Here is a 13194-nt window from a genome sequence, read left to right on the forward strand (position 1 = left end):
GTCGGTGCTGCTGCCGCTGCGCTCGCGCGCTGCGATCCACGACTCGCAGCCGCTGCTGCCCGCCGACATCGCCGCCACGCTCGCGGCAATGCCCGCACCGCGCGTGCTCGTGACCACGCCGTTCCACCTGCGCGCGCTGCACGAGTCTGGCGTCGCGCTGCCGCCGCTTGCCGCGATCGTCACCGCAACCGCGCCGCTGTCGGCCGAACTCGCCGCAGCGGTCGAAACGCGGTTCGCGACGCGCGTGATCGAATTGTTCGGTTCGACCGAAACCTGCGTGATTGCGCAACGTCGCACCGCGCTCGCCGAGCCGTGGTCGCTTTATGATGGTATCGAGCTGCACCCGCAACCCGACGGCACGCTCGCCAGCGCGGCGCATTTCACGGAACCGACCGTGCTGCAGGACATCGTCGAACTACTGCCTGGGCGGCGCTTCCACCTGTGCGGACGCAACAGCGATCTGCTCGAGATCGCCGGCAAGCGCGCCTCGCTGGCCGACCTGACCCGGCGACTCAATGCGATTGATGGCGTCGTCGACGGCGTCGTCTTCCAGCTCGACGCCGAGGCGGATTCCGACAGCAGTCAGGGCGTGCGCCGGATCGCCGCGCTTGCGGTCGCGCCAACGCTCAGCGAAGCACAGATTCTCGATGCGCTGCGCGCCGCCGTCGATCCTGCGTTCCTGCCGCGGCCTCTGCGCATCGTCGATGCGTTGCCGCGCAACGCGACAGGCAAGCTGCCGCGCGACGCGCTGCTTGCCGCGCTGTAGGGGCGCGATTTCGCCCCGCGCGAAAGAAATTCAATACGATCGCGCCCGGCTGGCAGTTTCCAATGTCGCGAAAGACCGCGGTTCGATGAATCGAACCCCATGCTGATCACCAGCCGAGCAGCTTGTACTGCACGGCGCCAGGCTTGCCGTGCATGCCGGCGTCGAGGTCAGGAGGCATCGGGCCCTTGTAACCCGGATCGACGTACCACTTCTCCGCGCCGCTGTCCTTCGACTTGAAGTACTGGGCGAAAATCTTGCCGCGCTTGCGGTACTCGGTGATCGTCTCGTTGCCTTCCTGACGCACGGTGACCACGGGCAACTCGGTCGCCTCCGCGGCCTTCTGCACTTCGGGCGGCAGGCCGGGGCTGTCGAATTTCTTTTCGGGTTCGGGTGGCAGGGCCGGCACGGGCTGCGCGGCATGGCGCTTGGCTTCCTCGGCAGCAGCCTTGACCTCGGCGTCGGAGTTCGCGATCGGCACGGTCTTCGCCTTGTTCGTCGCGGGTGGCGTTTGCGACGTCGAAGCTGGCGGATCATCCATCGCCGGCGGCGGTTGCACCGGAGGCAGACCGTCGTCCGTTTTCTTCTGAGCCTGGGCGTGGACCTGAGCGGCGATCAGACCGCAAGCGAGCATCACGGGAAGCAACTTGCGCATGGCTCTCCTCCGTCAGAATTTCTGTTGCGAGAATAACAAAGCGCGCGTGAAAACGGCATGAAGCAGAGCGTCATTTCTTCTCCGCATCGGCAACGGTTCACGATTGCAAATCGTGCATGACTGGACCAAGCTCACGGCCCCAAGAGAATTCGCGCCGCGCATGTCCGCCAAGACCCTGACTCTCATCGACGGCTCCGGCTATCTGTATCGCGGCTACCACGCCACGTACGACAAGCATTTCGCCACACGCGCCGGCGAGCCGACTGGCGCGTTGCTGACTGTGCACAACATGGTGCGTCTCGCGCTGAAGGCAAAGCCGGATTACATCGCGTTCGTCGTCGATGCACCGGGACCGACCTTCCGTGACGAACTGTATCCCGAATACAAGGCGACGCGTTCGGCGATGCCGGAAGATCTCGCGGCACAGATCGAACCGATGTTGCACATGGTCGACGCGCTCGGCATTCCGATCCTGCGCGTCGCAGGCGTCGAGGCCGACGACGTGATCGGCACCCTCGCCAAACAGGGGGCGGAGCAGGGCATCGACGTCATCGTGTCAACCGGCGACAAGGACATGGCACAGCTCGTCGACGCACACATCAAGCTCGTCAACACGATGACGAACACGACGCTCGACGAGCAAGGCGTCGTCGAGAAGTTCGGCGTGCGCGCCGACCAGATCGCCGACTATCTCGCCCTAATGGGCGACACGGTCGACAACGTGCCCGGCGTCGAGAAGTGCGGGCCGAAGACCGCGGCGAAATGGCTGGCCGAATACGGCACGCTCGATGGGGTGATCGAGAACGCGGACAAGGTCGGCGGCAAGATCGGCGAGAACCTGCGCAAAGCGCTGCCGCGGCTGCCGCTGTCGCGCACGCTGACGATCATCAAGACCGACGTCGCGCTTGCCGAAAAACCGAATGATCTCGTGCTGCGCAACGCGGACGTCGACAAGTTGCGCGTGTTTTACACGCATTACGAATTCAAGGCGGCGCTCAAGGAGCTCGACGGCACCGCTGCTGCCGACGCGAAGGAAGAGGCGGAACCACTGGCAGCAACGCCGGGGGCACCAGCGCCGGCGCCCGTGCAGGAGGAGAAGAATTCGCAGCCGTCGCGCTACGATCTTGTCCTCGAACAAGCCGACTTCGACGCCTGGATCAAACGCCTCGAAGCAGCCGAACTGATCTGCATCGACACCGAAACGACCAGCCTTGATCCGATGCGCGCCGAGATCATCGGGGTCTCATTCTCGGTCGAACCGGGGCACGCGGCCTATGTGCCGTTCGCACACGACTATCCCGGCGCGCCCAGACAGCTTGATCGCACTGCCGTACTCGACGCTCTGCGTCCGTTGCTGGAAGACCCGAAGAAATCCAAACTGGGTCAGCATGCGAAGTACGACATGAATGTATTTTCGAGCTACGGCATCGCCGCGCAGGGCGTGCGCTACGACTCGATGCTCGAATCCTACGTGTGGAATTCTTCGGGCAACCGCCACGACATGGATACGCTGGCGAAGAAGTACCTCGGTGTCGACACGATCCACTACGAGGACGTGACCGGCAAAGGCGCGAAACAGATACCGTTCTCTCAGGTCGATGTGCGCGTCGCGGCCGACTACGCGGCCGAGGACGCCGACATCACGCTGCGCCTGCACGAGGCGCTGTGGGCCAAGCTCGAAACCGTGCCGACGCTGCAGAAGGTGTTCGAGGACATCGAAATGCCGCTCGTGCCCGTGCTCGCGCGCATGGAGCAGACCGGCGTGCTGATCGACGTTGCCAAGCTCAGGAAGCAGAGCAATGAACTCGGCAAGCGGCTGCTCGAAATCCAGCAGCGTGCGTTCGATGTCGCCGGCCGTCATTTCAGTCTCGATTCGCCGAAGCAATTGCAGGCGTTGCTCTACGACGAATTGAAATTGCCGGTGTCGGTGAAGACGCCGACCGGCCAGCCGTCGACCAACGAGGAAGCGCTCGAAGCGCTCGCGAACCAGCACGAGCTGCCGCGCCTGATCCTCGATTACCGCACGCTGGCCAAGCTGCGCTCGACCTACACCGACAAGCTGCCCGAGGCGGTCAATCCGCGCGACGGGCGCGTGCATACGAGCTATCACCAGGCGGTCGCCGCGACGGGGCGCTTGTCGTCGAACGATCCGAACCTGCAGAACATCCCGATCCGCACCGAAGAGGGCCGCCGCATCCGCCAGGCTTTCGTCGCACCGAGCGGTTTCAAGATTCTTGCCGCCGACTATTCGCAGATCGAGCTGCGCATCATGGCGCACCTGTCGGGCGACCCGGGTCTGCTCGCCGCGTTCCACGGCAACCAGGACGTGCACCGCGCGACCGCGGCGGAGGTGTTCGGCGTGCCGCCCGAGCAGGTCGACGCGAACCAGCGTCGCGCGGCGAAGGCGATCAATTTCGGCCTGATGTACGGCATGAGCGCATGGGGTCTCGCGCGCCAGCTAGGCATCGAGCGCGGCGAGGCGAACGAGTACGTGAAGCGCTACTTCGAGCGCTATCCGGGCGTGCGCGAATTCATGGAGCGCACGCGCGAGCAGGCGCATCGCGACGGCTACGTCGAAACGCTGTTCGGCCGACGCCTCTACCTCTACGAAATCCACTCGCGCAACGCGGGCCTGCGCGCGGGCGCGGAACGCGCGGCGATCAACGCGCCGATGCAGGGCACCGCTGCCGACATCATCAAACGCGCGATGATTTCAGTCGACGTATGGTTGCGCTCGCTCGAGAGCGAGGCGCGCATGATCATGCAAGTGCACGACGAACTCGTGTTCGAAGTGCGCGAAGATGCGGTGAAGAAAATTTCCGACGGCGTGCGCGAACGCATGATGCATGCGGCGGAACTTGCGGTGCCGCTGATCGTCGGTATCGGCGTCGGCGACAACTGGGACGAGGCGCATTGAGCGCTTGCCGCACAAAAAAACGGCACGCTTTAGCGCAATCTTTGCGAAGCCGAAGATGAAGTATTTTTCATCTCGCCTTGTACGCGCAAAGCGGCTCACGCAACTGCCTGATTTTTCAGCCCATGAATGAAAACTAAACCGAACAGGTTAATTTTTCGCTTTGCCTTGAACTTCCGCCGCTCCAACCACAACTAACTAACCGGTGCACGCAACGGCACCTCGGCTGGCCCACCTCCCTGGTCCAGCCCACGAAGGCCGATCCCTCCCCAGATCCGCCTTCGGACCCGGCCCCGGAAGCTTCCCCCTAAGCTTTCGGGGCTTTTTTTTTGGGTGTATCCATGCAATCGTCCCGATAGATAGCGAAAGTCAAAAAGCGGCCGTCCTTGGCCGCACTTCTCAAAGACATCTCCCTACTTTGCCGCCTTTTTCGGCGGTGAGCGTGCGATCTCGCCATGCAGCCATTCGCGGAACGCGATCAGCGGCGGATATTTGGCCGAGCACGGCGGATAGACGAGGTAGTGCCCGTACTTCGCCGGCATGCGCTCGCGCGTTAGCACGATCAGCGCGCCGTTGTCGATCAGCGGCTTTGCCAGCAGCAGGCGTCCCATCGCGACGCCGAGCCCCTGCGCCGCCGCCCGGTGCAGCAATTCCACGTCGGTGAAACTCGCCACATAGCGCTTCGGCAGCGTGCCGCCGAATTCGGCGAACCAGCGTCGCCAATGCGCGCTGTTGTCGTCGTACTCGCCGAGCAATGGCCAGCCTGCGAGATCCGCCGGCGCGGGCTTGCCGAGTTCCTTGAGCCATTTAGGATGTGCGATCGGCCCAAGCTGTTCGTCGAGCAAATGCTCCGAGGTCAGACCGGCCCAAGTGCCCGCACCATAACGCAGCGCGGCATCGACTGGCTCACGATCGAAGTCGACCACGGCCGTTGTCGTCTGCAGGTTGAATTCGAGGCCGGGATGCCTGGCCATGAACGCGGGCAGGCGCGGCATCAGCCAGCTCGACGAGAACGAAGGCAGCGCGCTGATCGTCAACGTGTTCGCCGGCTGCTCACGCGCACGCGCGAACACGCGCTCGATGCCGTCGACGTGTACCGCGACTTCGTCGAGCAGGCGGGTGCCGTGCGGAGTCAGACTCACGCCGCGCGGGCCGCGTTCGAGCAGCTTGCGGCCGAGCCGCTCCTCGAGCGCGCGCATCTGATGGCTCAATGCGCTGACCGTGAGATTCATCTGCGCGGCCGCGCGCGTCAGATTCTTCTCGCGCGCGACGGCGACGAAGGCTTGCAAGGTATGCAGCGGCGGCTTGCTCATGGGTTTTTACTCCCTTCTCCCGGTGGGAGAAAGAAAATCCAACCTTGAATCCAGCTCAACTCAGACTTGCAAAACTATCGCTTTTTTGCCGCATGGCGCAAGCGTAACTTGTACGTCCATCAAGACTCACTCGGAGTACGTCATGCTTTCCTGGCTCAAGAAATTCGAGGAATCGTCGCTCGGAATGTTGTTCACCGATCAACATCTTTCGCCGAGCGAAATCGTGCGCATCGCGCAGCACGAGCGCAGCGCGGAGCAATCGGCAGTGTGTGCCGCGAACACATGCAGGCAGCAGAAAGATGGCCTGCCGCACACGCAACTGGTCGGATTGCGTTGAAGCAGGCAGGGGTGCCGCGCGCCCCTGCGGGTCACATCAGAGGTTCTTGATCAGCTCGTCGCCGAACTCGGAACATTTCACTTCGGTCGCGCCATCCATCAAACGCGCGAAGTCGTAGGTCACCCTCTTGTTCGCGATCGCCTTGTCCATCGCGCTAATGATCGTATCGGCCGCATCAAGCCAGCCCATATAGCGCAGCATCATCTCGCCGGAGAGGATGACCGAGCCCGGGTTGACCTTGTCGAGGTTGGCGTACTTCGGCGCGGTACCGTGCGTGGCCTCGAACACGGCGTGGCCGGTGAGGTAGTTGATGTTGCCACCCGGCGCGATGCCGATGCCGCCGACCTGCGCGGCAAGCGCGTCGCTGAGATAATCGCCGTTGAGGTTGAGCGTGGCGATCACGTCGAATTCGTCGGGGCGCGTGAGCACTTGCTGCAGCGTGATGTCGGCGATCGCGTCCTTGATCAGTACCTTGCCGGCGGCGAGCGCGGCCCTCTGCTCTGCATTCGCGGCGGCTTCGCCCTGCGCGGCCTTGGTCTTCTCCCAGGTCTCCCAGGTGTAGGTGTGGTTCGGGAAAAACTTCTCGGCGACCTCGTAACCCCAGTTGCGGAATGCGCCTTCGGTGAACTTCATGATGTTGCCCTTGTGCACCAGGGTCACCGACTTGCGCTTGTTCTGGATCGCGTAGCTGATCGCGCTGTGCACGAGGCGCTCGGTGCCGAGGTAGCTGACCGGCTTGATGCCGATGCCGACGTCGACGCCGACTTCTCGATGCGGCGCACCGATCGCTTCGAGCTGCTTCTGCCACGCCTCCGCCTTGGCCTTGGTGCCGAAGCGGATCTTGTCGAACGCCTTCGGATCGTTCTGCGCGATGAAGTCCAACAACTTCTGCGCGGCTTCAGAACCCGCCGCATATTCGATGCCGGCATAGATGTCCTCGGTGTTCTCGCGGAAGATCACCATGTCGACCTTCTCCGGCGTCTTCACCGGCGACGGCACGCCCTTGAACCAGCGCACCGGACGCAGGCAGACGTAAAGGTCGAGCATCTGGCGCAACGCAACGTTGAGCGAGCGGATGCCGCCGCCGACGGGCGTGGTCAGCGGACCCTTCATCGAAACGAGGTAGTCGCGGCAGGCCTCGACCGTCGAATTCGGCAGCCAGGTGCCGAACTGGTTGTTCGATTTTTCACCGGCGAACACTTCGAGCCAGTGGATTTTCTTCTTGCCACCGTAGGCCTTGGCCACGGCCGCGTCGAGCACGCGCACCGAGGCGCGCCAGATGTCGGCGCCGGTGCCATCGCCTTCGATGAACGGGATGATCGGATTGTCCGGGACGTTGAGCCTGCCGTGCTGGATAGCAATCTTGCCGCCGCCGGCGGGTGCGGTGTAGGTGGGTTCGGCCATGGGTTGCTCGCGTTTTTGAGTAGACGAGAAGGCGTGCAAGCGTATCAGGAACACACACAGACCCGCTGCGCTCCCGATGTTGGGAGCGCAGGATCGAATCGACGCGCGTTATGCGCGGCGGCGGCCGGCGCCGCGCTTGCTCGTCCTCAACCCGCGAATGCCGCCAGCGCCGCGTTAAGGGTCGCGCTCGGCCGCATCACCGCATCGGTCTTGCCCGTGTTGGGCAGGTAATAGCCGCCGATGTCGGCCGGCTTGCCCTGTACGGCCGCGAGTTCGTCCACGATCTTCGTTTCGGCGGCGGCCAGGGCATCGGCCAGCGGCTTGAAGCGGGCGGCGAGTTCGCCGTCCTCGGTCTGCGCGGCCAGCGCCTGGGCCCAGTACAACGCGAGGTAGAAATGACTGCCGCGGTTGTCGAGTTGCCCGGTCTTGGGGCTGGGACCCTTGTTGTTATCAAGCAGCTTGCCGGTGGCGGCGTCGAGCGCGCGGGCCAGCAGCTTGGCCTTGGCGTTGTTGTTCTTGATGCCCAACTCCTCGAGGCTTACGGCCAGGGCCAGGAACTCGCCGAGCGAATCCCAGCGCAGGTGGTTTTCCTCGACCAGCTGCTGCACGTGCTTGGGCGCCGAGCCGCCGGCGCCGGTTTCGTACATGCCGCCGCCGGCCATCAGCGGCACGATCGACAACATCTTGGCCGAGGTGCCGAGTTCCATGATCGGGAACAGGTCGGTCAGGTAGTCGCGCAGGATGTTGCCAGTGGCGCTGATCGTGTCCAGCCCGCGGATCACGCGCTCCAGCGTGTAACGCATCGCGCGCACCTGGCTCATGATCTGGATGTCGAGCCCGGCGGTATTGTGCTCGTGCAGGTACATCTTGACCTTGGTGATCAGTTGGGCTTCGTGTGGACGATAAGCGTCCAGCCAGAACACCACCGGCATGCCCGAGTTGCGCGCGCGCGTGACGGCGAGCTTGACCCAGTCGCGGATGGCGGCGTCCTTGACCTGGCACATGCGCCAGATGTCGCCCTGCTCGACGTTCTGGCTCATCAGCACCTCGCCGGTGGCGAGGTCGGTGATGTTGGCGACGCCGTCCTCGGTGATTTCGAAGGTCTTGTCGTGCGAGCCGTATTCCTCGGCCTGCTGGGCCATCAGGCCGACGTTGGGCACCGTGCCCATCGTGCGCGGGTCGAAGGCACCATGCCATTTGCAGAAGTTGATCATCTCCTGGTAGATGCGGGCGAAGGTCGATTCGGGCATGACCGCTTTGACGTCCTTGAGGCGGCCGTCGGCACCGTACATCTTGCCGCCGCTGCGGATCGCCGCCGGCATCGAGGCGTCGACGATGACATCGTTCGGCGAATGGAAATTGGTGATGCCTTTGGCCGAGTCCACCATCGCCAGCTCGGGACGGTGCTCGTGGCAGGCGTGCAGGTCGCGCTTGATCTCGTCCTGCTGGCTCTGCGGCAGCGCGGCGATCTTGGTGTACAGGTCGACCATGCCATTGTTGACGTTCACGCCCAGCTCCTCGAAGGTCTTGGCATGCTTGGCGAAGGCGTCCTTGTAGAAGATCTTCACGCAATGGCCGAACACGATTGGGTGCGACACCTTCATCATCGTCGCCTTGACGTGCAGCGAGAACATCACGCCGGTCTTGTGCGCATCCTCGATCTCCTTTTCATAGAAGGCGAGCAGGGCCTTCTTGCTCATGAACATCGAGTCGATCACCTCGCGGTCGAGTAGCGAGACCTTGGGCTTGAGCACGAGGGTCTTGTCGCTCTTGGTGATCAGCTCCATCTTCACGTCGCGCGCGCGATCCAGCGTCATCGACTTTTCGCCGTGATAGAAGTCGCCGCCGTGCATGTGCGACACGTGCGAACGCGACGCCTGGCTCCACTCGTCCATGCGGTGCGGGTTTTTGCGCGCGTATTCCTTGACCGCCTAGGGCGCGCGGCGGTCGGAGTTGCCCTCGCGCAGCACCGGGTTCACCGCGCTGCCGGTGCACTTGTTGTAGCGCGCGCGGATGTCTTTTTCTTCGTCCGTCTTCGGGCTTTCCGGGTAGTCCGGAATCTTGTAACCCTTGTCCTGCAGTTCCTTGATCGCCGCCTTGAGCTGCGCCACCGAGGCGCTGATGTTGGGCAGCTTGATGATGTTGGCCTCGGGCTTGAGCGTGAGCCTGCCCAGCTCAGCCAGGTTGTCGGGCACGCGCTGCGCCTCGCTCAGCGCCTCGGGGAACTGGCCGAGGATGCGGCTGGCCACCGAAATGTCGCTGGTCGCCACCTCGATGCCCACCGGCTTGGCGAAAGCCTGGATGATCGGCAACAGCGAAGCCGTGGCCAAGCGCGGCGCTTCGTCGGTGAGGGTGTAGATGATTCTGGGGTTTGCGGCGGTCATGAGGTTCTCTTGCGGGCTGTTTCGATCGCCGCAGCCGCTGAGTCAGCGGTCCCTTGAACGAGACGAGATGGTCCCGACAAGCCTCGACGGTCGAGCGACGAATGGAAGAAAAAAGCACGTAAGCGTAGCAAAAACGTGCATGCGCCGAGTAGAAAAAGGGCAGCAACCGGTTATCGCCTTGGCGAACGTCGCGAACCGCGCGTGGGGGAACCGACCGGCGTTCCGGGTCGTGCGTTTGCCTGGCAGGCGCACGATGTCGGGGCTCGATCACGCCTCTTTGCACCACAATCGTGCGCTCAGGTCGACGAGCGAAAGACTCATCTCATTGTTTCAGCTTTGTTTTTCTGCTTGGCACGTCGCTTGCTGCTCTGCAACACGAGACCGCGAGGTGCAAGCATGAACGTCAAGGCGAAACAGAAGCTCGTGTTGATCGGCAACGGCATGGCCGGCGTGCGCACGCTGGAAGAACTGCTCAAGCTCGCGCCCGACCTCTACGACATCACCGTGTTCGGTGCCGAGCCGCATCCGAACTACAACCGCATCCTGCTATCGCCTGTGCTCGCCGGCGAGCAGACGATCGAGCAGATCGTGCTCAACGACTGGGACTGGTATCACGACAACGGCATCACCCTGCACACCAGCAAGAAGATCGTGAAGATCGACCGCAGGCAACGGCGCGTGATCGCCGAAGACGGCACCGAGGCGACGTACGATCGTCTGCTGCTAGCGACCGGCTCGAACCCGTTCATGCTGCCGATTCCGGGCAAGGATCTCGACGGAGTGCTCGCGTACCGCGATATCGCGGACACGCACGCGATGATCGGTGCGGCGCAGAAGTACAAGCACGCCGTCGTCATCGGCGGCGGCCTGCTCGGCCTCGAAGCGGCGAACGGATTGAAGCTGCGTGGCATGGACGTCACCGTCGTGCACGTGCTCGACACGCTGATGGAACGCCAGCTCGACGCGAGCGCGGCCGGACTGCTCAAGCTCTCGCTCGAACAACGCGGACTGACGTTCGCGATGAACAGGAAGACGCAGGAACTTCTCGGCGACGAACACGGCCGCGTGCGCGCGGTGCGTTTCGCCGACGGCGAAGAAATTCCCGCGGAGCTTGTTGTCATGGCGATCGGCATCCGCCCGAACACCGCGCTCGCGGAATCCGCGGGCCTGCAATGCAATCGCGGCATCCTCGTCTCCGATACGATGCAGACGTACGATCCGCGCATCTACGCGGTCGGCGAATGCGCCGCGCATCGCGGCATCGCCTACGGTCTCGTCGCGCCGCTGTTCGAGCAGGCCAAGGTCTGCGCGAATCACCTTGCCGAGTTCGGCATCGGCATCTACTCGGGCTCGGTGACCTCGACCAAGCTCAAGGTCACCGGCATCGATCTGTTCTCGGCCGGCGATTTCAACGGCGGCGCAGACACCGAGGAAATCACGCTCGCCGATCCGATCGGTGGCGTCTACAAGAAGCTCGTCATCCGCGACGACAAGCTCGTCGGCGCCTGCCTCTACGGCGACACGACCGACGGCGCCTGGTACTTCAAGCTGCTGCGCGAAGGCCGCAAGATCGACGACATCCGCGACACGCTGATGTTCGGCGAAGCCAATCTCGGCGATACCGGCCACAGCGGCGAGAGTCGCGCCGCGACCATGGCCGACGACGCCGAAGTCTGCGGCTGCAATGGCGTGTGCAAGGGCAACATCGTCAAGGCGATCAAGACCCAGGGCCTGTTCACGGTCGACGCGGTGCGCAAGCATACGAAGGCGTCGAGTTCCTGCGGCTCGTGTACGGGCCTTGTTGAACAGATTCTCGCGAGCGCGCTCGGCGGCGACTATTCGGCCGCGCCGAAAAAGAAGCCGATCTGCGCGTGCACTGTCTACTCGCACGAAGAGGTGCGAATGGCCATTCGCGAGAACAAGCTGACCAGCCTGATGGCAGCGATGGCGTTCATGGAGTGGTCGACGCCGAACGGCTGCGCGACCTGCCGGCCGGCGCTCAACTACTACCTGATTTCGACCTGGCCGCACGAAGCCAGGGACGATCCGCAGGCGCGCTTCATCAACGAGCGTGCACACGCCAACATCCAGAAAGATGGCACCTATTCGGTGATCCCGCGTATGTGGGGCGGCATCACCAATGCAAGCGAACTGCGCCGCATCGCCGATGTCGTCGACAAATACCAGATTCCGACGGTCAAGGTCACCGGCGGCCAGCGCATCGACCTGCTCGGCGTGAAGAAGGAAGACCTGCAGAACATCTGGCGCGATCTCGACATGCCCTCGGGCCATGCCTACGCCAAGGCGCTGCGCACGGTGAAGACCTGCGTCGGCTCGGAGTGGTGCCGCTTCGGCACGCAGGACTCCACGCGCATGGGCATCGAGCTCGAAAAGGCGCTGTGGCGCATGTACGCGCCGCACAAGGTCAAGCTCGCGGTGTCGGGCTGCCCGCGCAACTGCGCCGAGTCGGGGATCAAGGACGTCGGCGTGATCGGCGTCGATTCGGGCTGGGAGATCTACGTCGCCGGCAACGGCGGCATCAAGACCGACGTCGCCCAGTTCTTCTGCAAGCTGAAGACGCATGAGGAAGTGCTCGAATATGCCGGCGCGTTCCTGCAGCTTTATCGCGAAGAGGGTCACTACCTCGAACGTACCGTGCACTACGTCAGCCGCGTCGGTCTCGACTACTGCAAGAAGCGCGTGCTCGACGATGACGAAGGCCGCCGCGCGCTATGGGCGCGCCTGCAGGACGCGCTGCGCGATGAGGCTGATCCGTGGCACGAGCCGCAGAAGGCCGCGGTCGACCTGCGCCAGTTCGCACCGATCAAGGCCGTGCTCGTGGAGGAATCGGCATGACGAGGAGCGATTGGCTGTACATCTGCCGCCTCGACGATATCCCGGCATCCGGCGCGCGCGTCGTGCGCATTGACGGACGGCCCGACATCGCGCTGTTCCGTACGCTCGACGATCGCGTGTTCGCGCTGCACGATCGCTGCCCGCACAAGGGCGGTCCGCTGTCGCAGGGCATCGTGCACGGCGCGCGCGTGACCTGTCCGCTGCATGCCTGGGTGATCAACCTCGACAGCGGCCGCGCGGTCGAGCCCGACGTTGGCGCGACGGCCTGTTTTCGCGTGCGCTGCGAGAACGGCGAGGTGTTCCTGAATCGTGCCGACGCACGCGGCAGCACCGCCGTGGCCGAACGCGAAACTTGTGCGGTGGCATGAACGCCTCGCTGCAAGCCTCGCCCAAGCTTGCGGCGCGCACGACGCGGTCGACCTGCTGCTACTGCGGCGTGGGCTGCGGCGTGCTGATCGAAACGGCGCTCGACGATGACGGCGCGGAGACGATCGTCGGCGTTCGCGGCGATCCCGAACATCCGGCCAACTTCGGTCGCCTGTGCAGCAAGGGCAGCGCACTGCACCTC

At 63.7% G+C, this 13194-nt stretch carries 8 protein-coding genes and 2 pseudogenes; 6 read left to right on the plus strand and 4 right to left on the minus strand.

Annotation, left to right across the window (positions count from 1 at the left end):
- Positions 1-766, plus strand: a pseudogene (locus VF497_RS13525) (AMP-ligase); the annotation flags it as partial.
- Between the two features lie 106 nt (positions 767-872).
- Here the strand turns inward: VF497_RS13525 and VF497_RS13530 are convergent.
- Positions 873-1418 carry a hypothetical protein gene (locus VF497_RS13530; RefSeq protein WP_330889566.1) on the minus strand — a complete coding sequence of 182 codons (546 nt, stop codon included), beginning with the start codon at positions 1416-1418 and terminating at the stop codon, positions 873-875.
- A 160-nt stretch (positions 1419-1578) separates the two neighbouring features.
- Between VF497_RS13530 and polA the strand changes: the two genes are divergently transcribed.
- On the plus strand, positions 1579-4335 hold the full coding sequence (gene polA, locus VF497_RS13535; RefSeq protein WP_330889568.1) for a DNA polymerase I: 2757 nt from the start codon (positions 1579-1581) through the stop codon (positions 4333-4335).
- A gap of 410 nt (positions 4336-4745) precedes the next feature.
- Here the strand turns inward: polA and VF497_RS13540 are convergent, their stop codons facing one another.
- Positions 4746-5645: a LysR substrate-binding domain-containing protein gene (locus VF497_RS13540; protein WP_330889570.1), complete on the minus strand. Its 900-nt coding sequence runs from the start codon at positions 5643-5645 to the stop codon at positions 4746-4748.
- A gap of 142 nt (positions 5646-5787) precedes the next feature.
- Here VF497_RS13540 and VF497_RS13545 point away from each other — a divergent pair, with 142 nt between their 5' ends.
- Positions 5788-5982 carry a hypothetical protein gene (locus VF497_RS13545; protein WP_330889572.1) on the plus strand — a complete coding sequence of 65 codons (195 nt, stop codon included), beginning with the start codon at positions 5788-5790 and terminating at the stop codon, positions 5980-5982.
- Between the two features lie 36 nt (positions 5983-6018).
- Here the strand turns inward: VF497_RS13545 and icd are convergent, their stop codons facing one another.
- The gene (icd, locus tag VF497_RS13550) at positions 6019-7386 is read right to left on the minus strand and encodes an isocitrate dehydrogenase (NADP(+)) (RefSeq protein WP_330889574.1); all 1368 of its coding nucleotides are present in this window, start codon (positions 7384-7386) and stop codon (positions 6019-6021) included.
- Between the two features lie 146 nt (positions 7387-7532).
- Positions 7533-9770, minus strand: a pseudogene (locus VF497_RS13555) (NADP-dependent isocitrate dehydrogenase).
- A gap of 396 nt (positions 9771-10166) precedes the next feature.
- Between VF497_RS13555 and nirB the strand changes: the two are divergent.
- From nirB to VF497_RS13570, 3 genes are all read left to right on the plus strand, one after another.
- Positions 10167-12626 (plus strand): nitrite reductase large subunit NirB, encoded by a 2460-nt coding sequence (gene nirB, locus VF497_RS13560; protein WP_330889576.1) that lies wholly within the window; start codon positions 10167-10169, stop codon positions 12624-12626.
- Positions 12623-12994, plus strand: a complete 372-nt coding sequence (gene nirD, locus VF497_RS13565) for a nitrite reductase small subunit NirD (RefSeq protein WP_330889578.1) — start codon at positions 12623-12625, stop codon at positions 12992-12994. The genes nirB and nirD overlap by 4 nt, the downstream gene beginning before the upstream one ends.
- Positions 12991-13194, plus strand: a 204-nt coding sequence (locus VF497_RS13570; RefSeq protein ID WP_330889580.1) for a hypothetical protein, incomplete at its 3' end; no start/stop codon positions are given. The genes nirD and VF497_RS13570, both read left to right, overlap by 4 nt.

It is taken from the genome of Rudaea sp. (assembly GCF_036383415.1).
Classification (GTDB): domain Bacteria; phylum Pseudomonadota; class Gammaproteobacteria; order Xanthomonadales; family Rhodanobacteraceae; genus Rudaea.

Coding starts and splice junctions, on each gene's coding strand:
- VF497_RS13530 (WP_330889566.1), bottom strand. CDS start 1,418: ATGCGCAAGTTGCTTCCCGTGATGCTCGCTTGCGGTCTGATCGCCGCT.
- polA (WP_330889568.1), top strand. CDS start 1,579: ATGTCCGCCAAGACCCTGACTCTCATCGACGGCTCCGGCTATCTGTAT.
- VF497_RS13540 (WP_330889570.1), bottom strand. CDS start 5,645: ATGAGCAAGCCGCCGCTGCATACCTTGCAAGCCTTCGTCGCCGTCGCG.
- VF497_RS13545 (WP_330889572.1), top strand. CDS start 5,788: ATGCTTTCCTGGCTCAAGAAATTCGAGGAATCGTCGCTCGGAATGTTG.
- icd (WP_330889574.1), bottom strand. CDS start 7,386: ATGGCCGAACCCACCTACACCGCACCCGCCGGCGGCGGCAAGATTGCT.
- nirB (WP_330889576.1), top strand. CDS start 10,167: ATGAACGTCAAGGCGAAACAGAAGCTCGTGTTGATCGGCAACGGCATG.
- nirD (WP_330889578.1), top strand. CDS start 12,623: ATGACGAGGAGCGATTGGCTGTACATCTGCCGCCTCGACGATATCCCG.